The organism is Pseudobutyrivibrio ruminis DSM 9787 (assembly GCF_900218035.1).
GTDB lineage: Bacteria > Bacillota > Clostridia > Lachnospirales > Lachnospiraceae > Pseudobutyrivibrio > Pseudobutyrivibrio ruminis.
In genome coordinates this window covers 194,414-220,891 of record NZ_OBMR01000002.1, presented here as the reverse complement: position 1 = coordinate 220,891, position 26,478 = coordinate 194,414, and the positions used below count along the sequence as shown (strand labels likewise).

The window sequence follows — 26,478 nt, the reverse complement described above, 5'->3', positions numbered from 1 at the left end:
ATGAAAAGAGCGCTTAGATATATATTGGTATCTACATTATCAATATTTTTTACTTTAATTGCAGTCGGCATTATTTACATAGTTGCTGATACACATAGCAGAATACAGGTTCAGGAAGGGGAAACTTACTCTAGTGAGCAGGTTGAGGAGCTTGTAGATGAGGCAAAGGCTGAGGGCCAGAAAAGTGTTCTTGATTCTATCAAAGAATCATTAGAAGAGGGGAACACAATCATTTCGGTTTTGAAGTCTCTTTACCCAGAATATATTGTTGTTGCAGCAAATTCCAAATATAATTTTGTTCCAGTTAATGATTCGCTTCCTAAGAATTCTTTTGATATCAATAATCTTCAAGAGGATGAAAATGGCATTTATTCATATGTAGTGGACGGACAGGTTGTTTCTAGAAAAGGAATAGATGTTTCTTCTCATCAGGGTGATATCGATTGGGAGGCAGTTGCTGCCGATGGAGTTGAGTTTGTATTTGTCAGAGCTGTTTACAGAGGATATGGCACAGGCAAAATCGTCGTAGATGAGAAATGTATCGAAAACATCGAAGGAGCTCAAGCAGCAGGACTTGATGTTGGCGTTTATGTATTTTCACAGGCGATTTCACAGGCTGAGGTTTTAGAAGAGGCATCCACTGTACTTAATCTTTTAGATGGATATACACTTCAGCTTCCAATTGTATTTGACGTTGAAAAGGTAAGCGATAGCGAGGCTAGAACAAATAGCCTTACAGTAGAAGATAGAACAGCACTTACGATTACATTTTTAGAGGCTGTCCAGAATGCAGGATATGATTCTATGATTTATCATAATACTGAAATGGGAGCGATGCTTCTAGATTTTACTCAGCTTACTGATTACAAGAAATGGTTTGCTGGTTATAACAAAGAGTTTTACTGGCCATATGAGTTTGACATATGGCAGTACTCTGAAACTGGTAGTGTAAATGGAATAAATGGAAATGTCGATTTAGATATTTGGCTAGCCCAATAAAAGGCTAGCCAATTTTGTATTATCTTCTGGATTCATAAAGCAAATTCTAATGTATTTTTCGCCAAGATAAGGGAATGTGGAACAATCTCTGATCATGAGACCCTGACGAATACATCTGTCAAATAAATCCCCACTTGTAATGCCGTCTTCTAATATTTTTAAGAGCATAAAATTGCCCTGTGGCTTATATGGCTTGAAACGGCTACTTTCATCAAAAAGCTTGAACAAGCGGTCTCTTTCTGATTTTATTAAATCTCTTGTTTCTTGAATGTAATCCTCATCAGTAAACATTAGAGTGCCGGCTATTACGGCGATTGAATTAATTGACCATGGATCTTTACGCTGGTTCATAATCTGCATTAAATCAGAATTAGAACAAATAGCATAGCCTAATCGAAGACCAGGGGCTGCAAAGAACTTGGAAGTTCCTCTCAGTATTGCGATGTTTGTATAGGTTCTGGTAAGGCTGACTGCAGATATTTCTTTTACATTTTCTGCGAATTCCACGTATGTTTCATCTACCATTACAAAAATATCGCTTTCCTTGCAGGCATCAAGAATAAGACGCATGTCATGGACGTTAATTGCAGTACCTGTAGGGTTGTTTGGATTGCAAATAATAAGCATATCGATATCTTCTGATAGCTTGCTTATAAAATGAGCTGGATCAAGTACGAAATCATTTTCTTCACGAAGAGGATAGTAGATAGTCTTGCCTCCGCATAAAGCGATTTCGCGTTCGTATTCTGAGTATGTTGGTCCCAAAATAAGAGCCTTTTTAGGCTGCTGAATCTGGATGAAAAGGGAAATCAGCTCTGTTGAACCATTTCCTACAATTATGTTTTCAACCTCTGTAGAGCAGTAGTTTGCAATGCACTGACGAAGCTGTACATAATCTCTGTCAGGGTATGTTGTAATGCAATCGATTTGCTCCTTGATTCCTTCTCTTAATTTAGGAGAAATCCCAAGTGGATTAACATTAGCAGAGAAGCTAATGATGTTTTCTTTTTTTATTCCGTAGATTTGTTCAATTTTTTCTAAATCACTTCCATGGAAGTGGTCTTTGTGTTTAATCATGCCTATCACCTCGTTTTTTATATAGTAGCACCACGTTTAACAAATATCCATCTTTTTGTTTCTATTTCGTTTGAAAACACAACATGTTGTGCTATAATTTGAAAAGAATATGCTAGGATTAGTGGGTGTATACCTAATCCTTGGAATGTAGAGGAAGAATGTTTTGAGAAAAAGAATCTATCGAATATCAGAGGATAAATTCGATGACTTAAAACCAAATATAGAATTCGAAAGAGAACAGATAGAAGAGACATGCTATGTGGGCGATACATTTACTGGCAGTTTCTTCTTTAAGAGTCTTAACAATGTTAAAATCAGGGGCGTAGTCTATTGTACAAATCCATACGTGCAACTTAGCGACCCTTGGTTTGACAAGGAAAACGTTCGTATCGAATATAAAGTGGACGATTTCAATTACAAATCAGGAGAGGCTCTTTCAGGTGAGTTCATTATTGTAGCGGTAGGAATTGAAAAGCACATTCCTTTTACCATTACATACGCTACTCGACCTTTAATCACTTCTGTTGGGGAAATTCATGATTTAAAGGCTTTTGCAGAGCTTGCTCAAAATCATTTCAGTGAAGCTGTTTCTGTGTTCTATTCAGACCGATTCGCTGAGTTCATTTCTGATTTAGATAAACGCACCAGATTATTATATCGTGGCTTCAAAGCAGCTCCGATTGCTGCTGTTAATGTAGACGAATTCCTTGTTTCTACAGGACTAAAGCCAAAGATGTCCTTTGATGTGCAGGAGAGATGTGACAAATACTACGAGGTTAATGAAAACATTCGTGGTGAAATAGAAATTGTTCGTTCTACATGGGGCTACATCGATGTAAAAGTTTCATGCGATGCTGATTTTGTGTCAGTTGAAAAAGAACATATTACATCTGACTTTTTCCTTGGCTCTATCTTCAATATGAATTATTACATTCACAAAGATAGAATGCACGAAGGTCTTAATTATGCAAAGATTTCATTTGATTACAGAGGCATTCATAAGGAAATCACTATTATCGCATCATCTTTAAAAGAGGATGCCACTTTAGATTCTGAAAAGCATAAGAAGGATATGCAGATTCTTAAGGCATGTCGTCTCTACGAAGACTTTAGACTTCGCAAAATCACTACAGGCCAGTGGTGTCAGGAGACACTTTCTGTATTAGATTCCATTTCAGAAGAGGATGAAGAAGACAATTTTACTCTTTTGATGAGAGCGTTGGTTTATGTTACAAACAACCAAAAGCAAGAAGCTCTTTGGATTATTCAAGATTTGAAGCGAACTATCGAAGATAAAAGCAGCACACAGTGGGCTTTTCTTCTGTATATTTGCACCCTCATCGAAAGGGAAGAATCATACGTAGATAGGCTTACTGGCAACATAGAGTCTATTTATCTTGAGCATTCTGATGATGTTAGGCTTTTCTGGTTTTTGATGTTCCTGAGAAAGGAATACATAAAGAATCCTACTGCTAAGCTCAGGGATATTTCAGACTGGGTATCAAGAGGATTTGATTCGCCTCTTCTTTACATTGAGGCTTACTATATTTTTGTCCAGGATCCATATTTAATATCATCCTTCGATGAACTTACAATCAAAGTCCTTAATTGGGCGAGAAAGAAAAATGCAATTTCTAAAGATATTGCCATTCAGATGATTCATGTTATTGAATCTGAGAGGACCTACAATCCTAAAGCGCTTCCTATTATCGAAGCCTGCTATGAAATCTATCCTGATTTACAGTTTTTGCTAGCCATTGTTACCTATCTTTTAAAGGCAAACTACATCGAAGAAAAATTCTTCAAGTGGTTTAAAATGGCCATCGAAGCAAACTTGCATGTATCAGGAATTTTTGAGGCATACATGGAAGCTATGCCTACCTATTCTGTAGATAGGTTCCCACAGCTTCTTACAATGTTCTTTAAATACAACAACGATCTTTCTTATGAAAAGAAAGCGCTTCTTTATGCCAATATTATTTTGCACAGGGCAGAAGACAGTGATACCTATGATCATTATGAATCAGCTATAGAAACCTTTGCACTTGAGCAGCTGAAGCTTGGTCGTTTGGATGACAATCTTGCTGTATGTTATCAGCGTCTCATGGAGCTTGGTATTTTTGACAAAGAGGTTGCAAAGCTTGTTTCAGAGCTGGCATTCAAAAAGAAGCTGGCCGTTATCAATCCGGATATACGTAGAATTTTCTTATATCAGGATGAGTTCAAAACACCTGTGATTGCTAATGTTTCAGATCATAAAGCTTATGTTAACTACATAGGCAGCGAAGGTGTTTTCTTCCTTGAGGATAATGATGGTTATCTGTTTGTAGATGATGAAGCATACTTTAAGGAAGACGTTATAGATGCTACTGCATATTTCAATACCCTTAAGGAATTGGCGCCACAGAGCATGGCTTTCGTTCTTATGGATTTAAACAATCTGGAAGATTCAGAAAGCATCAAAATGTTACTGGATTCTAAGCAGATTTCTTTGGATTATTTGCGTAGCATGTATCCAAAGATTATCAAGGTACTTCGTAAAAACGAAGAGGATGCTTTGATAGAGCGTCATTTTATGCATGAGGCAGATCTGAAATCTCTTAGAGCAGAGGTGATTGCCGATGTTCTTGAAGTATTTGTTAGCCGTAGCAAATACGAGGAAGCCTACTACATGCTTCAGCACACAAACGGTTCTCAGCTAAGGCCGGAGGTTGCCACAAAGCTGTGTCAGTTTATGATAAATCAGGATTCTGAAAAAACAGATGATTTCCTTATCCTGATGACTGCTCATTTGTTACAAAAGGGATTTGTACATGGAGATATGATTAAGTATCTCATCAAATTCTATGTTGGCCCAACAGACGTCATGATGCTGATTTACAACAACGCTTATGAGCGTGGTGAAGATGTTGTGGAATTCTCTGAAAGAATTCTTACACAGGTTCTGTATAGGGATTTCCTTTGCGATGGCATAATGGAAGTTTTTGATTCATATGTTGCTAGAAAGAACAACAAAATGATTGTCGAGGCTTTCCTTACATACGAAGCACATAGTTATTTGTCTGAGCACCAGGAAGTGCCAGGAGAGATTTTCTCACATATTTACAATAGATATAAAAAGGGCCTTACAGTTAACGAAAGTATGCGAATAGCTCTTCTTAAGTATCTTTGTCTACAGAAAGACCTGGATGAAGATGATATGAGCATGCTGGATATGCTTTTGGCAGATGCTATTTTGCGTAACCAGTATTTTGGATTCTTTGTTAATTGCAATGAGAAACTAAAAATTAAATATCACTTGTATGACAAGCATTTCATAGAAATTGCTACTGATAAAAGAAAATCTGTCGTTATCACATACTCTATCAACGGTCAGGAGCCTCTTGAGGAGGATATGATTGAAATGTACGACGGATTGTACGTAAAGCAGTTTATCCTGTTTTATGGTGACGAGCTTAGATACGAAATTTATTGTGATGAGCTTTCAGAAAATCCTTTAAAGAGCGACACAATAGTTATGAGTGAAGAGCCTGATGTTAAGAATGGACGATTCGCTCTAATGAATAGTATCAGCCGGCACAACCTATATGAGGAAGCAGGAGAGCTTGCTGCTGACCTTAAGACTTATCAGGGTTTGGATGCTGTTACAAGAGATTTATTTACTATTATTTAATGGTGAAAGAGGATTTATATGGGAAATTCTGAGGGGGCTTATCTTGGCATAGATATTAGTGCCAGAAGCACAGTTCTTAGTATTTATAAATCAAATATGGATGAGCCGGCTACAGTCAGCACGATTCTTGGTGAGGAAAATTATTCCATCCCTACAGTACTTGCTAAGCGATACGGTATGGGACAATGGTTTTTTGGCGATGATGCTATTAGCAAAAGCCGCACAAAGGAGGCTATGCTTGTAGACGATTTATATATTTTGGCTCTCAAGAATGAGGAAGTTTTTGTTGATGGAGAAAGCTTTCAGGCCAGAGAGCTTATGGTTATATATTTTAATAAGCTTTTTGCTATTCCAGGTCCTATGGCTGCCATGGGGGATATAGAAAAGCTTGTTGTTTGCGTAGACCAGGTAAATCTTGAGGTCATGGAATTGATGAATTATATCATCTCCAGATTATCCATAGATTCCAATAGGCTTATGCTTATTGACCGCAACGAATGCTTTTACTTTTATGCATTATCACAGAGGCCGGAGTTGTTTTTATATAGCGTAGCCCTTTTTGATTACAGCGGTTCAAACATGATTTCGTGTGTGTTGAATCGTAATCAAAGCACTCGTCCTCAGATGATTACACTTGATGTAGTCAATCATGGAGATATTACCGACAATCGAGATGAAAAGTTTGATGAGATAATAGCAGATACTTTTGGAAGTACGTTGTTTTCATCAGTTTATCTTGTTGGTGACGGCTTTGATGGCGAGTGGATGAAGGTCAGCCTTGCTAGACTTTGCAAGGGCCGTAAGGTATTCATGGGAAAGAACCTTTATTCAAAGGGCGCATGTTATGCAGGCTACACCAAGGATGGCAAACGCGACTGGCCTTTCATTTACATTGGCGACAACGATTTAAAGCTTAATCTTTCAATAAAAATTTTAGAAAATAATGTTATGAAATTTTTCACCCTTATCGATGCTGGCCAAAGCTGGTACGATGCAAAGGGAGAGTGTGAAGTAATTCTGGATGGTGAGCCAGAGCTTGAATTCTATATTCAAAGGCCAGAATCAAGGGAAGCTCACACAGAGGTTCTTGAATTAACAGATATGCCAAAAAGAGAAAACAGAACTACTCGTCTTCGAATAGAAGCAAGTCCTATTTCTGATGTGGCTGTATCTATCGTAATTACGGATTTAGGATTCGGAGAAATTTCTCCATCCTCTGGCAAAAGCTGGGAACACACTATTTCAATTAAGTAGGTAGTTTATGAGTACATTGATTTATTGCAAAAATTCAATAGCAGCTACACCTTATTACATAGAAGAAGTGTCTTTAAATGTATATTCACTTGAGGAACTTAGCTATTACATGCTAAATAATGTTTATTTGCTTTCTACTAAGCTGATGAACACGGAACTTTGTAATTGGATTGGAAGAGAGCTTAAGTTTCCTAAGCTTGCTAGCGAGCTTCAGTCAATGGTGCAAAACAATTCGCCGTTACATATTTTTGTAGGTCATATTTTAAGTGCCAATGGATACGCTTCCAACAAAGAGATTAAGGATGCCCTTTCGATTATTTCAACCTTTGAAAACAAATCGGAGGCCGAAAGACGTAAGCTTAGAGCTGATAGACTAATGCTTGGCAACAAGCTTGTAGATGCCATCTATGAATACGAGACTCTACTTGCTGAGGATGTTGCAAAGACAATGCCTCGCACCGTTGAAGGAGATGTTTATCACAATTTAGGATGTGCTTTTGCAAAGCTTTTCTTTTTTGATGAGGCCAGCAAATGTTTTGATGAGGGATACAAACGCAATCAAAAGAAGCAGACACTTTATTGCCTTTTATACGCAGCTCGCTGTGGCAAGGATAAGCTTGGATTTGAGGAATATGTTTCCAAATATCAGGTTCCTAGAAGTGATGTAGAGGAAGTTTTGCAGATTGTTTCCAGGTCCACAATAAAAGAAGATATTGTTGGTTTTGATAGCGCTATAAATGATTTGCTTTATGGTGAGTCATCTCAAGTGTCAAAGGAAACAATCCAAAATGTTATCAATAATTGGAAAGAAGAATATATAAAAATCTGCAGGATTTAATTAATATCCTAAAGGGAGAAATGTATGGGATTTTTTTCAAGTAGAAAAAAGAAAAAAGAACTTAGAGCAGCTAAAATTGATGATGCTTTTAACAGAGTTTATTCCCAAATCGAAGGAATCGATAGTTGGGAAGATCCAAAGAAGCTTGAACATTATATTTTGGATTCCTGCGAGCAGATTATTGCATCCACTAAGGCTATGGAACGCCAAAAGATGGAGTATCGCATTGTTACTCGTTATCTTAATGATATAAAGGCTATTGAGAATCTGCCAAAGGAAAAAGCAAAGGAGCTTCGTAATACTGCGTCACGTATATGCGAATTGGAAAACAATCTTGTTAATGCAAGATCAATCCAGAGAAACATTACAGATGAACAATACGAAGTGATTTCTGATGATGAGGCTGATATGCCTGAAATCATTAATCGATTTGCATCAGACGAAATATATCAGGCAAAGCTTAAGCGAAATCTTGCTTATCTTGAAGGTGAAAAAAGTCGATGGGAAATCGAAAGAGAAGAGCTTCAGGGGCAGATTAAACTCTTTAGAAAGATGGCCGTTGCCATTCTTGCATCGTTTATGACGCTGCTTATTTTATTGCTTGCTATGTACAATGCAGCTCAGGCAGATATTTCTATCTGGGTGTTTATAGTTTTATTTATCTGCGCTGTTAGCGGATTTATTGTTTTTGTTCGTCAGAATACAATTGCCAGAGAAAACAAAGTTGCTATTGTTCATTTGAATCAGGCTATTAGCATGCTCAACGTAGAAAGAATGAAATACGTTAATGTTACCAATTCAGTTGAGTATTCAAAAGATAGATATTTTGTCAAAACTTCGGCCGAGCTTCAATACGTTTGGGAGCAGTATCAAGATAAGCTTAGAGACCAGCAAAGATATATTCAAAACAATGAGGACCTTGAGTTTTACAATTCTAAATTGGAGAGACTTTTAGGTGAGATTGGACTTGCTGATGATAAGATCTGGCTGAATCAGGTAAATGCCCTTGTTGATAGACAGGATATGTCAGAATGCAGACATAGACTTGTTATGCGAAGAAAGAAGATTAGGGATAGATTAGATGATCATCGTAGGATTGTTCAAGAAGAAAGAGATGAAATAGATAGGCTCATGATTAACCATGAGCACTATCTACCTGAGATTCAGGAAATCATCAAATCAGTTGATAAGCTCTGTGGCACAAGCTCAAGCAGTGCCAGAAAGAATGCTTAATATTATTCTAAAATGAAGTCCATATAGACTGGATTGTGGTCTGAATACGCAAAGCCTGTATCTAATACATTTGAGTATTCAACCTTAACATTTGAAGAAACAATGAAACCATCGATTGTTAATACGAAGGAATCCTCGGTGTATGGTGTGTCGGCGTTTCTACATGATGGAACAGGATTTGCTTCATCAAGTGGTCCTACTATACTAAAGTCATCAGATAATAAATCTTCTGGGAATGGCTGAGCCCAATTTGCTGAACTTGTTGTTCCGAAGTATGCAGAGGAATCGCCAAGCATATCTTTGTTCATATCACCACCGGCAATAACGTAATTGCCTGCCTCAACCTCAGCGGTCATATCTTCGTTGAGCATGACAACCTGGTTTTCAGCAGTTGATGGATCTGTAGTGTATGCAGACAAATGAACATTGTATAAAACAAGCTGCTTGCCATTATCAAGATTAATATAGTTTTTGCAATAGCATCTATCCAGGTCGATGAACTTTGATAAGCCTTCTTCAATTGGAAGCGAGCGACGGATAGAGCTTGTTATTGTGGCTGGTGAAACGGTTAAGAGTCCAGCTTTTGATTTTCCGTGAGGTTGTGTAAATGGATACATTAAAAATGGACTATCATAATTTTGTGCGAAAGTGTAGTTTACATCACTTATATCAGCATCAGCTAAATCTGAAATGATAAGTTCTTTCTGATCTACGTGATAACTTCTTGTAGAATCGATATCTACTTCTTGGAACAACATTAAATCTGGGTCTAATGACATAACGCTATCTACTGAGCCATTGATGTTATCGTACACAGCTTCTTTTGAGTAGGCCCATGACTCTGTGCCGCCATCCATGAAGAATGAATAGTCTGCAGAGTATGCACCAAATCCAAGATTTGCAGATGTTATTCGATAGGTTTCTCCGATTGAAAGAGTATCTGTAGATGCTGAACCTTCGATTTCGAGTTCTAGATTATCGTCTAAACGATAATACGAAGCGAATACATAAACTACATATCCGACAAATAAAAGAACGATGATTAGTAGAATAATTAGAATGGTTTTTAAAACTTTTTTTGCCATATATTCTTTCCTTTCAGACGTTTAAAAATTCATTAATAATATATCATAAAAGCTTGTTAGAATTCTAAAATTCATAATATATTAAAATAATTTTAAGGAGTTAGACATGATTTTTCAAATTAAAGAGTCAAGAGAGTACAGACTGAATTTATACTACATAATAGCTCAGGGTCTATACTGGATGATGGTATGCTGTACAATCAGCATGGGCTCAGCTTATTTATCTAACAGAGGTTATTCTACAGTTGGGATAGGTGCTTTATTTGCTATCGCCTTTTTAGTAGCTACAGTGTTACAACAGGTTGTTTCATATCTGACAGATAAAGCTGCTAGCTTTGATGTGGTAGATGTTTTAGCGTTGCTTGGTGCTATTGTTACCTTGGATTTATTCTTTGCTATAGGAACAAACGCTAAGGGCTTTGGAACTAGCTTCACATTCTTTATTGGAGCTATGGTTGCCACAGTAATACAGCCATTTTTGAATGCACTTAATTTCCATATTGAAAAATACAATGTGAAAATGAACTTTGGAGTTGCCAGAGCAAGCGGGTCTTTCTTCTTTTTTATAATGAGTTTGCTTGTTGGAAATTTTATGACTCTTACATCTGAAAGGGCAGTAACTATTCTTGGATTTATTGTTTCTGCAGCTTTTGTTGTTGCAATCATTCTTATATATAGAGAATTAAAGAATTCGGGAATTGAAATTAATGAAGATTATGATCCGTTTTCCGAAGAATCAAAATCAGATAGTTTAAGTTTAGAATCAGTAAAGAAGTTTATTAGTAAATATGAGATGTTTTTCGTATTTTTAATTGGTGTTGTTTGCTTTTATTTTGGACATGTTTTGATAAACAATTTCTTATATCAAATCACCGTCAATGTTGGAGGGAACGAGGCAAGCAACGGAGGGCTCCTAGCACTACAGGCAATCGTAGAGCTTCCTGCTATGATTTTCTTTAATCAGCTTAAGGATAAATTTGGCACCAAAAAGCTTCTTAGTGTTTCTGCGGTATTTTATTTTGTTAAAATTCTTGTTACAACCTTGGCAACATCTGTTGGATTTTTATATTTCAGTATGTTGTTCCAAGCTTTGGCTTTTGCAATTTTCATTCCAGCATCTGTCCATTTTGTAGATGAAATCATGAATAAGCAGGATGCTGTTAAAGGACAGGCTTTTGTAACTATAGCTATGACATTTAGTAATTTACTTTCAAGCTTACTTGGTGGTGTATTAATTAGAATTATTGGTGTAACACCTGCTTTATGGTTTGGTACAATTGTCACTTTTGCAGGAGTGGTAATAGCTATATTTGGATTAGCAAAAATCTGCGAAAATAATTAAATAAAAGATAGATTTTTTTGGTACAAATTGCTAAAATAATTATATACAATTATTTTAAAGGATTAATATGGCTAAGTATAATATTGGTGGATACATTTTCGATGATGAGAATAAAGCAAAAAAAGCCGCCAAAGAGCTTAAGGCAGTTGAGTATATCTTGGGGCAGATTAAAGACAGCGATGAGAATGCTGTGCTCACTGTATATAAAAAGCTTTTGAATCAGCGAATGTTTTCCACTGAAATCGGTATGAGTTTTCTAGCTCAGCTTAGGCAGAATCTTTTAGATTCAGAGGTTTTTACGCCAGAGGATATTCCTCCTGTTTATTCTTTAGAAGAACCCCCTAAAGACGTGACACCAGAAGAAAAAACAGAAGATACAAATTCATCTTCTGATGAAAAAGTATCTAAAGCTAAGAAGGAAAAAGCCGATAAAAAAGTTGTGGCTAAAGTCACAAATGATTCCTCAGAAATCAAAAGACTAAAAGCTATCAACAAAGTCCTATTAATTTTTTGCATTGCATTGTTGCTTTGCGTTTTGGGAATGTTTTATGTGAGTACCACAATAAACAGCCCGACCATACTCGATTACGAAGAAAAGCTAATCGACAAGTATTCTTCTTGGGAGCAGGATCTTACCGAAAGAGAAGAAGCTATCAGGGAGAAGGAACAGGAACAACAATAATATTATTTCAAGGATTGGGGTTGGTGTTATGTCTAAAAACAAAATTCTTGTGGCTGATGATGAAAGCCGAATGAGAAAACTTATCAAGGATTATTTGGTAAGAGAGGATTACGAGGTCATAGAGGCCGAAAATGGTGAACAGGCTCTCGACATGTTCTATATGGACAGCGAGATATCACTTATCATTTTGGATGTTATGATGCCAAAAGTTGATGGGTTTGCCGTTTTGAAAGAAATCAGAGAGACTTCTTCTATACCTGTTCTTATGCTTACAGCTAAGGGCGAGGAAAATGATGTTCTTAATGGTTTTGAGCTTGGTGCTGATGAGTATATTAACAAGCCATTTTCTCCAAAGATTCTTATGGCCAGAGTTAATGCAGTTCTTAGAAGAAGCACAGATGATTCAATCGGCAAGAAGGTTGTTGAAGCTGGTGGCATTCAGCTGGATGTTGATGCGCATGTAGCAACTAACGATGGTACTCCTGTAGAGCTTTCTGTTAAGGAATTCGAGTTGCTTTATTACTTCATCAATAATGAAGGAATTGCTCTTTCAAGAGAAAAGATTCTCAATCATGTTTGGGACTATGATTACTTTGGAGATGCTAGAACAATCGATACTCACGTTAAAAAGCTTCGTAGTAAGTTAGACGATAAGGGAAACTACATCAAGACTATTTGGGGCATGGGGTATAAATTTGAAGTCGACGCAAAGGTCTAATAAAATTAATCGCCAAATTGTAGGATTGATAGTTGCAATCATACTTGGTTCACTTGTTATTGTTAGTATTCTATCATCCTGCTTTTTAGGCGATTATTATGTTTTAACAAAGAGACAGGATATGGTAGAGCTTTACGATATCATGTCTAATAAATGCAATGAGGGTGTTTTATACGGACAAGATTATGAAGCAGAAATAGCAGCCTTATTTGATAGGTTTTCTGTAAATTGCGTTGTTACAGGCGCTAGCGGAGAGCCTTTAATTTCGTCTAATACTAATTCTGAGATTTTATTGAATCAACTCAATTATTCAATGTTTTCAAACGATGAATCTGTAGATGTCATTAACAAGAATGATAATTACGAGATTTTTAAGCAGGCTTTTCCAGGTTCAGAGGATGATTATCTTGTTCTATTAGGATTGCTCCCTGATGGTAGTATCGTTTTTATTAGAGCTACTTTATCTGCAATGGAGCATACCAGTTCAATCACAAACAAGTTTTTCCTATATATGGTTCTGGTTGCGATTCTTATGACTACAGTATTTAGTCATTTTGCGATTGCAAAGTTTACTCAGCCATTATTTAACATAATTGATATAACGAAGCGTATTTCAAACTTCGATTTCGAAGCAAAGTACACGCCTCAGGTTATATATAATGAGATGGATGATTTGGGCGAGCATGTTAATGAAATGTCTACTACATTAAAACGTGCAATTAGCCAGCTTCGTACTGCTAATGAAAGCCTAAAACACGATCTTGAAGTTCGTGAAGAAAATGAAAATATGCGAAAGGAATTCGTATCAAATGTTTCGCACGAGCTTAAAACACCAATTGCCCTTATCCAAGGCTATGCCGAGGGTCTGCAGGAGGGCATTATGGAGGATGAGAACAGCCGTCAGATTTATCTTGATATCATCATTGATGAAGCAAACAAGATGAACCGTTTGGTTAGAGAAATGCTCATTCTTAATCAGCTTGAAGCTGGTCAGATGAATATGGATATGGTTGATTTTGATGTGACAGAGATGATTGATAGTGTCGTTGATAGCAATAAAATCAATTTCGAAGCACAGAATATTACATATTCATTTATCAACAAAGAACCTTGCGTGGTTCATGCAGACGAATTCTTAGTGGAGCAGGTTATTACTAACTTTATTAGTAATGCAATTCACTATGTATTAAATGAAAACATCATTAATGTAAGATATGATTTTGTTAAAAAAGGCAAAGTTCGAATTAGTGTATTCAATTCCGGAAATAACATTGCCAAGAAGGACATCAAGCACATTTGGGAGAAGTTTTACAAAGCTGATAAGGCTAGAAGCCGTGAATATGGCGGCAGTGGTATCGGCTTGTCAGTTGTTAAAGCTACAATGGATTTGATGCATGAAAAATTTGGTGTTGAAAACTTGCCAAATGGAGTTGAATTTTGGTTTGAGTTAACTTTGACAAAAGACACAAAAATCAAACAAAATTCATAGAATTTTCTGATTTTTTGTGTTGAACAATACACATATTAATGCTAACATACCATTAATGATTAGTTTATTCTTCTAGGAGATAGCATGAAAATTAAAAGATTTTTCCTTTTGATTTCGGTTATGTGTTTTTCTCTGCTTTTCACCGCTTGTGGTGAACCTTTGTATACTATGACAGAGGAAGAAGAGGCGGTAATCACAGCTTATGCCTCGAAAACTGTTTCAAAATTCAATAAAAATCAGACAACAGGAATTGCAAATGCTCGTGTAAAGCCTGGCGAGCTGGATGATGAATATGCACCGGATGAAACTGATTCAGAGGAAACAGAAGAGGCAATTGACGAGGAAAATACAGAAGTCGAATATGATCCAGAAACTGGAGAACCTATAGTTACAGATGAGACTGAAGAAGGCACTGCCGAGGAAGGTTCTGAGGATGCAGGATATTCTATGACTGATGCAATTGAAATACCAGGTGTAGAATTTACTTGCGCTGAATTTGATGTAGCTGCCGATTACAAAACAAATAATTTTGTACTTTCACAGGTTTCTGGCAAAAAATACGTAGTTCTTTCTATTGAAGCTAAAAATACATCAGATTCATCTGTTGATTTCTCAAAATATACAGGAAGAACATACAATTTATCATTGAACGGTGGAGCAAAAGAGAGTACTCAGTACACACCATTGTCAAATGATTTAGCTAACTATGATGGCATACTGGCAGCTGGAGAGTCCAAATCATTTATTTTGGTCTTTCTTTTCAGCGATTCGTCAGTAGAAAATATATCCTCACTTGAATTATTTATTACAAGTGATGGCACAACAAGAGGGACAACCATATAAATCATATAATTGATTTAAATGAGAGGAGATTTGCATGGATACTAATATTTTATTAGAGTCGGGCACTAACGAGCTCGAAGTACTTGAATTTAAGGTTGGCAAGAATTTCTATGGAATTAACGTTGCCAAGATTAGGGAGATTTTGTTATATCAACCAGTAACACCTCTACCTAACGCGCATCCTTCTATAGAAGGTATCTTCATGCCAAGAGATATTATGATTTCTGTCATTTCTCTTCGCAAGTGCTTAAATATTACAGATGAAGCTGATACAGACGGCTTATTCATCATTACAAACTTCAACAGTTTGAATACAGCTTTCCACGTTGATGAGGTTCTTGGAATCCATCGTGTTTCTTGGGAAGACATCATCAAGCCTGATGCAACTATCAGTTCAGATGAATCTGGTGTTTCAACAGGTGTTATTAAGTTAGAAGACAGACTCGTTGTTATTCTTGACTTCGAGAAGATTGTTACAGATATCAATCCTGAGACTGGTCTTAAGGTTTCAGAAATGGATGATTACGAGACAAAAGATCGTAGTAAATCACCTATTTTACTTTGTGAGGATTCACCTCTTCTTTCAAAGCTTATTGTTGAGTGCTTGAAGAAGGCTGGTTACACTAACCTTATCGTTAATATGAACGGTCAGGAAGGTTGGGACAAGCTTGTTGAGTTCCACAAGAGAGGTACAGTTCTTAATGACGTACATCTTATTATCACTGATATCGAGATGCCTCTTATGGATGGTCACAGACTTTGCAAGCTCGTTAAAGAGAATGATGTAATGAAGAACATTCCACTTATTATTTTCTCATCACTTATTAACGACGAGATTAGACGTAAGGGCGAAAGCCTTGGTGCCGATGCTCAGCTTACAAAGCCTGAAATTGGTAAGCTTATTTCAGTTGTTGATGAGCTTGTTGCTAAATACGAAGTCGCTCGTAAAGGCAATTAAAATTTTTAAAACTGAGGGGTGTGCTTTGCATACCCCTTAATTAAATTTAAGGGAGGACATGTAGATGTCTCAGTCAGAGGACTACTTAGATGGACTACTGAATTCAATAAATAAGGCTAAGACTGATGCTATGCAGGTCCAGGAGAATGCTATGAAGAAGCAACAGCAGGTTGTTGAGAGCCGCAAGGCTGTTGCTCCTGATGAGGATTTTCTTACTGCAACAGGAATTGATTCTTCTCAGGCACAGACTAAGACTTCCCATCCATACCTCAGAAAGGTTCTTTCCGAGGAGGATTTTTTGCGCCAATTTGAAGAAGAATTGGATACTGACGATGTAGATTTATTTATTAGTAATTTTGAACAGGAAATCGACGAAGAAGAGCGCATTTTCCAGGAAACAGGTGAATTGCCGGATTCTGAAGGTGTTGTAAATTCTCTTCTTAATAATATTAAAAGTGTTGTCAATAAGGCACAGGATGAACTGGATGAACCAGAACCAGTTGCCCAAGACGAAGGCGAATCTGCAATGGATTCTCAGGAAGAAATGGCTTCAGAAGAAATTGAGTCGTTAGAGCCTGATACAGAAGAAGCTGAGGATGATTCTGATGAGCTTAGCTTAAAGGATATTCTTGAAGATGATGAACCTCAGATTGATTTAGCAGCAGATGATTCACCTATAGAGATACCAGATGATGGAGAAATAGATTTATCCAACTTTATTGAAGAGCCTGAGGATGCTCCTTTAGATGAGGAAAGTCCTGCAGATTCTGATGATTCAGATGATTTTGGTTTATCATTAGATGATATTATTGAGGATTCAGGAGACGACGAACCACTTGATGATTCGCTCAAAGAATTTCTTCCTGATGAGATGGATGCTTTAGATGAAGCTCAGTACGGTGATGGAGACGAGCCTGATTTATCAGGAGATGGCGATTTGGATCTCGAAAACCTTCTTGAAGGTGATGATGAGGACCTTCTTGATATTCAATCACTTTTAAGTGGTGATGAAGAAGGTGCTGGAGAAGCTGCAGACATTGATGAATCTGCCGAGGAAGCTGAGCCGGAAGAAGAGGAAGAAGAAGGCAAAGGCAAAGGTAAAAAGAAAAAGAAGAAAAAAGCTAAAAAGGAAAAAGGAGAAAAGGGCGGGAAAGAACCTAATCCTATTATCCAAAAGATTTTACTTATTCTTTTTGGACCTCCTGACGAGGATGAGCTTGCAGAGGAAGCAGCAAAGAATACCACTGTTGAGATTACCTATGATGAAGATGGAAATCCAATAGTTCCAGAGCCTGAGGAAGATCCAAAGGAAAAGAAAAAACGACTTAAAGAAGAAAAGAAAGCTGCAAAAGAAGCGGCCAAAAAAGAGAAGGAAGCTGCCAAGAAAGAAAAGGCTAAGGAGAAGAAACCAAAGGAACCAAAGCCTAAAAAAGAAAAGAAACCAAAGGAACCTGATAATTCTCCTAAAATTCCTATTTCCATTATTGCTACATTTTTGGTATTATCTATATCAATAATTGGTGTAGTAATGGTTGGGATGACCTTTACAGGTCTTAAGCGTCATATGGCACAGGCTAATGAATTGTTCGAAGCGGGCGATTATATAGCAGCATATGAAAAGCTTAATGGTTTTGATTTATCTGATGAGGATGTTGCCTTACTCAGAAATCAAGCAAGAACTCTTGCTGATTTGCAGCTTTGTCAGCAGCAATACGAAGCATTCATTCAGTATGAGCAGTATAATTATGCGCTAGATTCCTTGATTATTGGTATTGGAAGATACGAAAAATATAAGGATGATGCTGCAGAATATGGTATTGCCGACCAATATGATGCATATGGCGCTACTTTAATTTCTGAACTGTCCGAGACTTTCGGATTATCGGAAGAGGAAGCCTTAGCTATATATAATCAGCCAAACCGTCATTACTATACAATAGAACTTAGAAAGGTGCTGAGAGGCTTAGGTTTACCAGATTTATGATTGCAATACTAGATTACGATGCAGGAAATATTAAAAGTGTAGAAAAAGCATTTAAAATCCTTGGTAAGGAAACTGTCCTTACCAGGGATTTTAGTGTAATTAAAAAAGCCGACCATGTGGTGTTACCGGGGGTCGGCTCTTTTGCTGATGCTATGAACCATCTTAAAAAATACGAACTTGATAAAGCTATTAAAGAATATGTTGCCAGCGGCAAGCCATTTCTTGGTATTTGTCTGGGCCTACAGCTTTTATTCGAATCAAGTGAGGAATCACCAGGGGTTGAGGGACTTCATTTACTTAATGGAGAGGTTGTACGTATTCCTGATGGACCAGGCTTAAAGGTTCCACATATTGGATGGAATTCTTTGGATTATCCAAACCAGGGACGTTTGTTTAATGGTATAGATGAGGGTTCGTTTGTATACTTTGTTCATTCGTATTATTTGAAAGCAAAGGATGACTCTATTGTTACAGCTACAACAGATTATGGTTGTCATATTCATGCTTCTGTTGAGAAAGACAATATATTTGCTTGTCAGTTCCATCCAGAAAAGTCATCATCTGTAGGACTTCAGATTTTGAAGAACTTTGCAGAGATTTAATGATTTGACAGTTGTTGGTTTCAATATAGGAGATTTGTTATGTTTACTAAGAGAATTATTCCTTGCTTAGATGTAAAGGATGGAAGGGTCGTTAAGGGTGTTAATTTCGTTGATTTAAGAGATGCTGGGGACCCTGTAGAAATCGCAGCAGCTTACGATAAAGCAGGAGCGGATGAAGTAGTATTTCTTGATATTACAGCTTCATCTGATGGTAGAAATACAGTTGTGGATATGGTTCGTCGAGTTGCGGAACAGGTATTTATTCCTTTTACTGTTGGCGGTGGTATTCGTACTGTAGATGATTTCAAAGCTCTTTTACGTGAGGGAGCAGATAAAATCTCTGTCAATTCTGCTGCAATTGACAATCCTCGTCTTATTTCAGATGCTGCTGATAAATTTGGCAGCCAATGCGTCGTTGTTGCAATTGATGCAAAGAAGCGTCTTGATGGAGGCTTTAACATTTATAAGCACGGCGGTAGATTAGATTGCGGCATAGATGCAGTAGAATGGGCTATTAAGTGCGAAAAGCTTGGAGCGGGCGAGATTCTTCTTACTTCTATGGATTGTGATGGTACAAAAGCAGGATTTGATTTGGAACTCACTAAGGCTGTTTCTGATGCTGTAAATATTCCTGTCATTGCTTCAGGTGGCGCTGGCAATATGGAGCACTTTAAGGATGCTCTTACAATTGGTGGTGCTGACGCGGCTCTTGCGGCATCTTTATTCCATTATAAGGAACTGGAAATCGTTGATTTAAAGAAATATCTTAGGAATCAAGGGGTTTCTGTAAGATTATAAAAAGATGGGATATGTTTTAACAAAAGTTTCACATGTCCCTGTTATTATGTTAGTAAGTATAAATGTAAGCAAGAGACAAAACAGTAGAACAAGGATGTTCATGTTTTATTTTCAAAGGAGTGATGTTTATGTCTTTAACTATTAATTCATTCGGAAACAATTCTATATATTCATTGTTTGGAGGTAACAATTCTTCGGGCATTAATTCAATGTTTGGAGGATTAGAAGGCTCTCTAACAAGCTTATCTCAGATTAAATCAGGTTCATATGGAAAGCTGGTTAAGTCATATTATTCAAAGTATGATAATGATGGAAACCTAAAGTCTGACACATCTAAAAAGTCAAAGATTGCAGACTCTAATTTGAGTGAGATTAGAAATGATTCATCAGATTTAAGCAAAGCTACAGATAAGCTTTTAGCTAAAGGCAAGAATTCAATCTGGAACGAAGTTGAATCTACTGATGAAGAAGGCAATGTAACAAAGGATTACGATAAAGATCAGATTTACAATGCCATTAAAGGCTTTGCAGATGCATATAATGAGCTTGTAGATAGTGGCCAGAAGTCAGAGAGTACTGGAATTCTTTCTCAGGTTGCAGCGATGGTAACAACTTCAGCTAAGACAGCCCAGACTCTTGGAAAGGCTGGAATTACCATAGATAATAAGAATCATCTTAATGTTGATGAAGATTTTCTGAAGAATAAAGCAAATATGACTTATGTAAAGGATTTGTTTAGTGGAACTGGAAGCTATGCATACCAGGTTGCTACAAAGTCTTCAATGACTAATTCATATGCAAGCAATGAACTTGCAAGTATTACAGGTCGTAAATCATATACCAATAGCGGAGATTATTCGTTATCTGCAGATGATATGATTAGCAAATTTAATACAACTACATAACATAAAATAAAAGCTGGTCCTTAAGGGCCAGCTTTTTTATGTCTTTATTTTCGGCGGTCAATGCCATTTTCTTTGTAATATCTATTTTTGTCTTCGTACATATGCTTGTCTGCTTTATGCTCCAGATCCTCTATAGATGCATCTTGTGAATCTGCATAAGCCGCATATCCTACTGAAAGTGATAGCTTATCTACCAATAAGCCTCGCCACTGGGCCGCTTTCGCTTTTATATTGTTTACTATCTGTTCAGGATTGTCAGTGTGTAGTATTGCTAAAAATTCATCGCCGCCGGTTCTGTAGGTCTTACCAAAGGAGCCGATAGTTGATTGCAAGCAATCTGCGGCGCCCTTTATTAATTCGTCGCCAGCTGCATGTCCGATTGTATCATTTGCTTTCTTTAGGCCATTAACATCCACTGAGAAGATAACAAAGTCTTCAGGCATGCCTTCTTTTTTATATACTTCTACGTCATCGTCATAGCAACGTCTGTTGAACAGCCTTGTAAGCTCATCAGTTAAGGAAATGTTTATCAGATGCTCCTCACGGCGTTTTTCTTCATCGATATTTCGCGTAGTGAAAATAACGATATTAGGTATTCCATCTGGAGTTTCATCAACGGCAATATACTGAGCTCTAAACCAACCATATGTAGCATTGATGAAATCGTTAGATAAAATCTTTTTATGTGTTAGTCTGGCTCGTACTGTGGTGATATCAGTGAACTTCCAAAAGTCATCTAATTGTTCAGGCACAACAAATTTTTTAATAGATTGAGTCATTCTTGTGTGATTTTGATGTGGCATTTCTATTTTATGTTCTACTTTATTTTCATCACGCAAAGACATTTCAGTTGAATTAATAAAGTTTATCAGATTAACATTGTTATAAATTTCAGCCATTGAGCGGAGAGTTTTCATTTGCTCATTCATGTCTTTTTCATGATTTCTTATTTCTAAAAACTTCTCCATCAGCTGCTTCATATAGTTTATAGATACTTCGAGTATTACGTATCCAACAATAAACAGAAGTATTGCTTCTACGGTGTATCCAGTCATGATGCCTCTGAATTCATCTTTTGGACTTATGTTTCCAACTTTTCTAGCTGCATAGTAAGGAGCAGTTTCATATGCGGCAAGTGTCATCATCATATAGTTAAATAATGACGTAAACAAATAAATAGTTTTGTTTACATATAATATGCTTAATAAAGGTACCAAAAACCAGGTAAGCTTTATTGCGAAATGAGAATAATTCAAGAAATATAAAAAAATATCTAGTGAAACTAATGCAAAGATTGCTGTATTTTTAGAATCTGGAAATTTGTACATAGCAAAACGGTGTATTACAGCAAGCAGTAGAATGATTCCAGATAAAAATAGACAGTCGAAATAATCTATGCTATGAATTATGCCCAGTGCAATAGGGATGGCCATAAGTGGACCTATAGATATTCCAATCCATATACATGTGTTTATATAACCGTTTATCTTTCTATAATTCTTTTTTGAAAAATCTTCATAACTTGTTATGTTCTTCATTATATGCTCCTCATAATCGTGTATATAAAGCTTAATCCATTTGTTTGAAAAAGTTGTGAATATAAATGGAAATAACAAACAAAATATGGTGGACTTTGAGATGTTGTTCGGTTATAATTTTTGCGGAAAATGTATTAAAGGAGGAACCCATGGTAGTAAAATCTTTAGCAAGAGAATTATCAGAAACCACGTATCCAGGCAGAGGCATTGTCATTGGCCGTTCAGAAGACGGAACCAAGGCTGTCTCTGCTTATTTTATTATGGGGCGTTCTGAGAATTCCAGAAACAGAGTATTCGTAGAGGACGGTGAGGGCATCCGCACACAGGCTTTCGATCCTTCAAAGCTTACAGACCCTTCACTTATTATCTATGCACCAGTTCGAGTACTTGGAAATGATACCATTGTTACAAACGGAGACCAGACAGACACTATTTACGACGAAATGAAGAAGGGCAAGACATTTGAACAAGCACTTCGCCTTCGTGAGTTCGAGCCAGATGGCCCTAATTTCACTCCTCGTATTTCAGGTCTTATTCACATCGAAAATGGTGAATTCAATTATTTAATGTCAATTCTTAAATCAAACATGGGCGATAGCGATTCATGTAACAGATACACTTTTGATTATTCAAATCCTAAGGCTGGTTCAGGCCGATTTATTCACACATATATGAATGATGGCAATCCACTTCCTTCATATGAGGGAGAGCCAACTCCAATTGAAATAAAGGGAAGCATCGATGAGTTTACAGCACTTATTTGGGAGAACCTTAATCAAGATAACAAGGTTTCACTTTTTGTACGCTACATCGATATCGCTAGTGGTGCCGTAGAAACTCGTATCATAAACAAGAATAAATAATTTTGTATTTTGGAGGATTTTGTAATGAAAGAATTGGAATTAAAGTATGGTTGTAACCCTAATCAGAAGCCTTCGCGAATCTATATGGAAGATGGGGATCTTCCAATTGAGGTCCTTTCTGGTAAGCCTGGTTATATTAATTTTTTAGATGCTTTTAATGGTTGGCAGTTAGTTTCTGAGCTTAAAAAGGCTACTGGTCTTGCAGCTGCTACATCATTCAAGCATGTTTCACCAGCAGGCGCTGCTGTGGGTCTTCCTCTTTCAGACGTAGAGCGCAAGATTTACTGGTGTGATGATTTAGATATGGAATTTACTCCACTTGCAAATGCATATGCTAGAGCAAGAGGTGCAGACAGAATGTCTTCATTTGGTGATTTCATTTCACTTTCTGATGTATGCGATGTTGCTACAGCAAAGCTTATTAAGCGAGAGGTTTCTGATGGTGTCATTGCACCTGGTTTCGAGCCAGAAGCACTTGAAATTCTTAAAGCTAAGAAAAACGGTAACTATGCAGTAATCAAAATTGATCCAAACTACGTTCCAAAGCAGCTTGAGCGTAAGGAAGTATTTGGTATTACATTTGAGCAGGGAAGAAATGAGCTTGTTATCGACGACAACTTCTTTGCAAATATTGTTACAGACAATAAGGAACTTACAGAGCAGGCTAAGATTGATCTTGCCATTGCAATGATTACTCTTAAGTACACACAGTCTAATTCTGTTTGCTACGTAAAGGATGGCCAGGCAATTGGCATTGGTGCTGGCCAGCAGTCACGTATTCACTGTACCCGTCTTGCAGGACAGAAGGCTGATAATTGGTGGCTTCGTCAGTCTCCAAAGGTTCTTAACCTTGATTTTGTTGATGGAATCAAGAGAGCTGATAGAGACAATGCAATCGACCTTTACATTGGAGATGAATTCGAGGATGTAATCGGAGATGATGTATGGCAAAAGACTTTCAAGACAAGACCAAGCGAGTTTACAAGAGCAGAAAAGCGTGCATGGCTTGATAAGATGTCTGATGTAGCACTTGGAAGTGATGCATTCTTCCCATTTGGCGATAATATTGAGCGTGCCCATAAGTCAGGTGTTAAGTATGTAGCTCAACCAGGCGGCTCTGTTCGTGATGACAATGTTATCGAGACATGTAACAAGTACGGAATGGTTATGTCATTTACTGGACTTCGTCTATTCCATCACTAATTTACAGCTATTTGCCTAAAAAGCTTGAAAAATCAAATAATTCTGCTATAATATACAGTGTTATTGAAGAGAGCGACTGAAAGAGAGAGCGTTTTTGCTCTCTCTTTTACTATGTTTGTTCACTTTTAACATGCACAACTGAATAAGGAGGACATTTATGTCAAAACACACCGATTACGAAAAACGTACGGAAGAATTGATAACTCCTATTCTTGATGAGATGGGCTTTGAGCTCTATGACGTTGAATACGTTAAAGAGGGCGCAGATTATTATCTTAGAGCCTACATCGACAAGGAAGGTGGTATCACAATTGATGATTGCGTAGATGTAAGTCGTCGCATGAACGATTTACTTGACGCAGAGCCACAGATTGGTGGAGACGAAGGATATATCTTCGAAGTTAGTTCACCAGGTCTTGGCAGAGTTTTAAAGAAAGATAAGCATTTTGAAAAAGCCATTGGACTTGATGTTGATATTAAGACATACAAGCCAGTTAATGGTGCTAAGGAATTTACTGGAACACTTAAGGCCTTCGATAAGGATACTTTTACAATCGAATTTGAAGATGGTACAGAGGTGTTTAATAGATCAGACGTTGCACAAATCAAATTATCAATAGATTTCTAGTAGAAATAGGAGGAAATAATGGCAGCTAATACAAATGATTTTTGGGATGCTCTTACAGATCTCGCAAAAGAGAAAAATATCAGCATGGATGTGTTAATCGAGACAATCGAGAATTCACTTCTTATTGCATGTAAGAACAATTATGGAAAGGCAGATAATGCTACAGTTGAAATCGACAGAGAGACTGGCGCTTATCATGTATTTCTTGCAAAGACAGTAGTTGATGAGGTTATGGATCCTGTTGAGGAGATTTCACTTGCTGATGCTCAGAACATCAATGGTAAGCATCAGATTGGTGATGTTCTTCACATCGAGGTTAAGTCAAAGGACTTTGGCCGTATCGCAGCTACAGCAGCTAAGAACACAATCACACAGAAAATCCGTGAGGAAGAACGCAAGGTTCTTTATGAGGAGTACTATGAGCTTCAGCACAAGGTTGTTACAGGTGTTGTTACTCGTTTCTCAGGAAGCAATATCCATGTTAACCTTGGTAAGCTTGAGGGATTCCTTGCAGAGTCTGAGCAGGTTAAGGGCGAGTTCTACAAGCCACAGGACCGTATCAAGGTTTATATCGTAGAAGTTAAGACATCAAACAAGGGACCACGTATTCTTGTATCTCGTACACATCCTGAGCTTGTTAAGAAGCTTTTCGAAGAGGAAGTTTCAGAGGTTCGCGATGGTATCGTAGAAATCAAGTCAATCTCTCGTGAGGCTGGTAGCCGTACAAAGATTGCTGTTTGGTCAAACGACGAGGATGTAGATCCAGTTGGAGCATGCGTAGGTCAGAACGGTGCACGTGTAAACGCAATCGTTAATGAGCTTCGTGGCGAGAAAATCGATATCGTAGAGTGGGATGAGAACCCTGCATACCTTATTGAAAATGCACTTTCACCAGCAAAGGTTGTTGCAGTTGTTGCTGACGCTGATGAAAAGAGTGCTCGCGTAGTTGTTCCTGATTATCAGCTTTCACTTGCTATTGGTAAGGAAGGACAGAACGCACGTCTTGCTGCTCGTCTTACAGGCTTCAAGATTGATATCAAGAGCGAAACACAGGCTAAGGAAGCTGGTGATTTCCTTGATTACGAAGAAGATTACGATGATGACGACGAGTACTATGATGAGGATGAGTACTATGACGAGGACGAGTACGCTGAGGACGCTGAAGTAGAGTCTGACGCTGCAGAGTCTGAGGAAGAGTAATGGAAGTCAAAGAACTACCTCTTAGAAAATGTGTTTCATGCGGACAGATGCTTCCAAAGAATCAGTTGTTTCGATTGGTTAAAACCCCTGAAGGCGTCCAGCTTGATACAAGCTATAAGGCGCAGGGCCGCGGAGCATATATCTGCAAAAAGAAATCCTGCCTAGATAATGCGTTAAAGAAAAAATCTTTAAACAGATCTCTTAGACAGGCAGTCAATGAAGAGGTATTTAATATTTTATATACGGAGTTAGAAAATGACAGATAAAGCACTTAATATGATTAGCATAGCAATGAAAGCTGGCGCTCTTGTTAGTGGTGAATTCGCTTGCGAGCAAGCCATAAAAGAAGGCAGTGGTTTTCTTTGTATAGTTGCTGGTGATGCTTCAGATAACACTAAAAAATCATTTTCAAATTCGTGCGAGTTCTATGATGTTAAATACATAGAATACGGAACTAAAGAATCTTTAGGTCATGCAATTGGAAAAGAATATCGGGCATCAATCGTAGTGTGCGATGAAAATCTATCCTTAAGCATCCTTGATAAGATAGATAAAGCTTGATGAGG

The 26,478-nt window shown here is 37.4% G+C and carries 24 protein-coding genes; 21 read left to right on the top strand and 3 right to left on the bottom strand.

All coding sequences use genetic code 11. The annotated features are described in order from the left end of the window. Positions 1–999: a glycoside hydrolase family 25 protein gene (locus CRN97_RS01080; protein ID WP_179670635.1), complete on the top strand. Its 999-nt coding sequence runs from the start codon at positions 1–3 to the stop codon at positions 997–999. On the opposite strand, the gene CRN97_RS01075 is transcribed toward CRN97_RS01080, so the two are convergent. Next, positions 988–2,076, bottom strand: a complete 1,089-nt coding sequence (locus CRN97_RS01075) for a pyridoxal phosphate-dependent aminotransferase (protein WP_044934680.1) — start codon at positions 2,074–2,076, stop codon at positions 988–990. The genes CRN97_RS01080 and CRN97_RS01075 overlap by 12 nt on opposite strands. 163 nt (positions 2,077–2,239) lie before the next feature. Between CRN97_RS01075 and CRN97_RS01070 the strand changes: the two genes are divergently transcribed. The 4 genes from CRN97_RS01070 to CRN97_RS01055 are packed head-to-tail and all read left to right on the top strand — an operon-like array spanning position 2,240 to position 9,074. Continuing rightward, positions 2,240–5,749, top strand: coding sequence for a DUF5717 family protein (locus CRN97_RS01070; RefSeq protein WP_097075526.1), 3,510 nt, complete (start codon positions 2,240–2,242; stop codon positions 5,747–5,749). A gap of 18 nt (positions 5,750–5,767) precedes the next feature. Beyond that, positions 5,768–7,003, top strand: coding sequence for a DUF5716 family protein (locus CRN97_RS01065; protein ID WP_097075525.1), 1,236 nt, complete (start codon positions 5,768–5,770; stop codon positions 7,001–7,003). A 7-nt stretch (positions 7,004–7,010) separates the two neighbouring features. Continuing rightward, on the top strand, positions 7,011–7,841 hold the full coding sequence (locus CRN97_RS01060; RefSeq protein ID WP_074788987.1) for a hypothetical protein: 831 nt from the start codon (positions 7,011–7,013) through the stop codon (positions 7,839–7,841). A 24-nt stretch (positions 7,842–7,865) separates the two neighbouring features. Continuing rightward, positions 7,866–9,074, top strand: coding sequence for a hypothetical protein (locus CRN97_RS01055; RefSeq protein ID WP_097075524.1), 1,209 nt, complete (start codon positions 7,866–7,868; stop codon positions 9,072–9,074). Positions 9,075–9,076: 2 nt separating this feature from the next. Here CRN97_RS01055 and CRN97_RS01050 read toward each other — a convergent pair whose 3' ends face one another. Continuing rightward, positions 9,077–10,159 (bottom strand): endonuclease/exonuclease/phosphatase family protein, encoded by a 1,083-nt coding sequence (locus CRN97_RS01050; RefSeq protein WP_097075523.1) that lies wholly within the window; start codon positions 10,157–10,159, stop codon positions 9,077–9,079. A 106-nt stretch (positions 10,160–10,265) separates the two neighbouring features. Between CRN97_RS01050 and CRN97_RS01045 the strand changes: the two genes are divergently transcribed. The 10 genes from CRN97_RS01045 (at position 10,266) to CRN97_RS01000 (ending at position 20,480) form a co-directional block, all read left to right on the top strand. Beyond that, positions 10,266–11,501 (top strand): MFS transporter, encoded by a 1,236-nt coding sequence (locus CRN97_RS01045; RefSeq protein ID WP_097075522.1) that lies wholly within the window; start codon positions 10,266–10,268, stop codon positions 11,499–11,501. 67 nt (positions 11,502–11,568) lie between these two features. Next, positions 11,569–12,183 (top strand): hypothetical protein, encoded by a 615-nt coding sequence (locus CRN97_RS01040; protein WP_090478744.1) that lies wholly within the window; start codon positions 11,569–11,571, stop codon positions 12,181–12,183. A 28-nt stretch (positions 12,184–12,211) separates the two neighbouring features. Then, positions 12,212–12,901, top strand: a complete 690-nt coding sequence (locus CRN97_RS01035) for a response regulator transcription factor (protein ID WP_033154202.1) — start codon at positions 12,212–12,214, stop codon at positions 12,899–12,901. Beyond that, positions 12,879–14,390, top strand: coding sequence for a sensor histidine kinase (locus tag CRN97_RS01030; protein ID WP_143483223.1), 1,512 nt, complete (start codon positions 12,879–12,881; stop codon positions 14,388–14,390). The genes CRN97_RS01035 and CRN97_RS01030 overlap by 23 nt, the downstream gene beginning before the upstream one ends. A gap of 84 nt (positions 14,391–14,474) precedes the next feature. Continuing rightward, positions 14,475–15,233, top strand: a complete 759-nt coding sequence (locus tag CRN97_RS01025; RefSeq protein WP_097075521.1) for a hypothetical protein — start codon at positions 14,475–14,477, stop codon at positions 15,231–15,233. A 34-nt stretch (positions 15,234–15,267) separates the two neighbouring features. Beyond that, entirely contained in the window at positions 15,268–16,191 is a 924-nt protein-coding gene (locus CRN97_RS01020) for a chemotaxis protein (RefSeq protein ID WP_074788980.1), read from the top strand. Between the two features lie 64 nt (positions 16,192–16,255). Continuing rightward, positions 16,256–18,175: a hypothetical protein gene (locus tag CRN97_RS01015; protein WP_097075520.1), complete on the top strand. Its 1,920-nt coding sequence runs from the start codon at positions 16,256–16,258 to the stop codon at positions 18,173–18,175. Continuing rightward, positions 18,172–18,777 carry an imidazole glycerol phosphate synthase subunit HisH gene (hisH, locus tag CRN97_RS01010; RefSeq protein WP_097075519.1) on the top strand — a complete coding sequence of 202 codons (606 nt, stop codon included), beginning with the start codon at positions 18,172–18,174 and terminating at the stop codon, positions 18,775–18,777. The genes CRN97_RS01015 and hisH overlap by 4 nt, the downstream gene beginning before the upstream one ends. A 39-nt stretch (positions 18,778–18,816) precedes the next feature. Further along, a complete protein-coding gene (gene hisF, locus CRN97_RS01005; RefSeq protein WP_033154196.1) occupies positions 18,817–19,575 on the top strand; it encodes an imidazole glycerol phosphate synthase subunit HisF in 759 nt (252 codons plus the stop codon). 128 nt (positions 19,576–19,703) lie between these two features. After that, on the top strand, positions 19,704–20,480 hold the full coding sequence (locus CRN97_RS01000; RefSeq protein ID WP_097075518.1) for a hypothetical protein: 777 nt from the start codon (positions 19,704–19,706) through the stop codon (positions 20,478–20,480). Between the two features lie 44 nt (positions 20,481–20,524). Here CRN97_RS01000 and CRN97_RS00995 read toward each other — a convergent pair whose 3' ends face one another. Continuing rightward, a complete protein-coding gene (locus CRN97_RS00995) occupies positions 20,525–22,018 on the bottom strand; it encodes a diguanylate cyclase domain-containing protein (RefSeq protein ID WP_097075517.1) in 1,494 nt (497 codons plus the stop codon). Between the two features lie 149 nt (positions 22,019–22,167). Here CRN97_RS00995 and CRN97_RS00990 point away from each other — a divergent pair, with 149 nt between their 5' ends. From CRN97_RS00990 to CRN97_RS00965, 6 genes are all read left to right on the top strand, one after another. Next, positions 22,168–22,881, top strand: coding sequence for an IMP cyclohydrolase (locus tag CRN97_RS00990; protein ID WP_097075516.1), 714 nt, complete (start codon positions 22,168–22,170; stop codon positions 22,879–22,881). Positions 22,882–22,905: 24 nt separating this feature from the next. Further along, complete coding sequence (locus CRN97_RS00985; RefSeq protein ID WP_074788973.1) at positions 22,906–24,084, top strand: phosphoribosylaminoimidazolecarboxamide formyltransferase; 1,179 nt, start codon at positions 22,906–22,908, stop codon at positions 24,082–24,084. A 157-nt stretch (positions 24,085–24,241) separates the two neighbouring features. Next, positions 24,242–24,712, top strand: coding sequence for a ribosome maturation factor RimP (locus CRN97_RS00980; protein ID WP_074788972.1), 471 nt, complete (start codon positions 24,242–24,244; stop codon positions 24,710–24,712). An 18-nt stretch (positions 24,713–24,730) separates the two neighbouring features. Further along, positions 24,731–25,912: a transcription termination factor NusA gene (nusA, locus tag CRN97_RS00975; protein ID WP_074788971.1), complete on the top strand. Its 1,182-nt coding sequence runs from the start codon at positions 24,731–24,733 to the stop codon at positions 25,910–25,912. Continuing rightward, positions 25,912–26,178, top strand: coding sequence for an RNase P modulator RnpM (gene rnpM, locus CRN97_RS00970; protein WP_097075515.1), 267 nt, complete (start codon positions 25,912–25,914; stop codon positions 26,176–26,178). The genes nusA and rnpM overlap by 1 nt, the downstream gene beginning before the upstream one ends. Continuing rightward, on the top strand, positions 26,168–26,473 hold the full coding sequence (locus CRN97_RS00965) for a L7Ae/L30e/S12e/Gadd45 family ribosomal protein (RefSeq protein WP_102048062.1): 306 nt from the start codon (positions 26,168–26,170) through the stop codon (positions 26,471–26,473). Before rnpM ends, CRN97_RS00965 begins: the two co-directional genes overlap by 11 nt. The last annotated feature ends 5 nt before the right edge of the window (positions 26,474–26,478 follow it).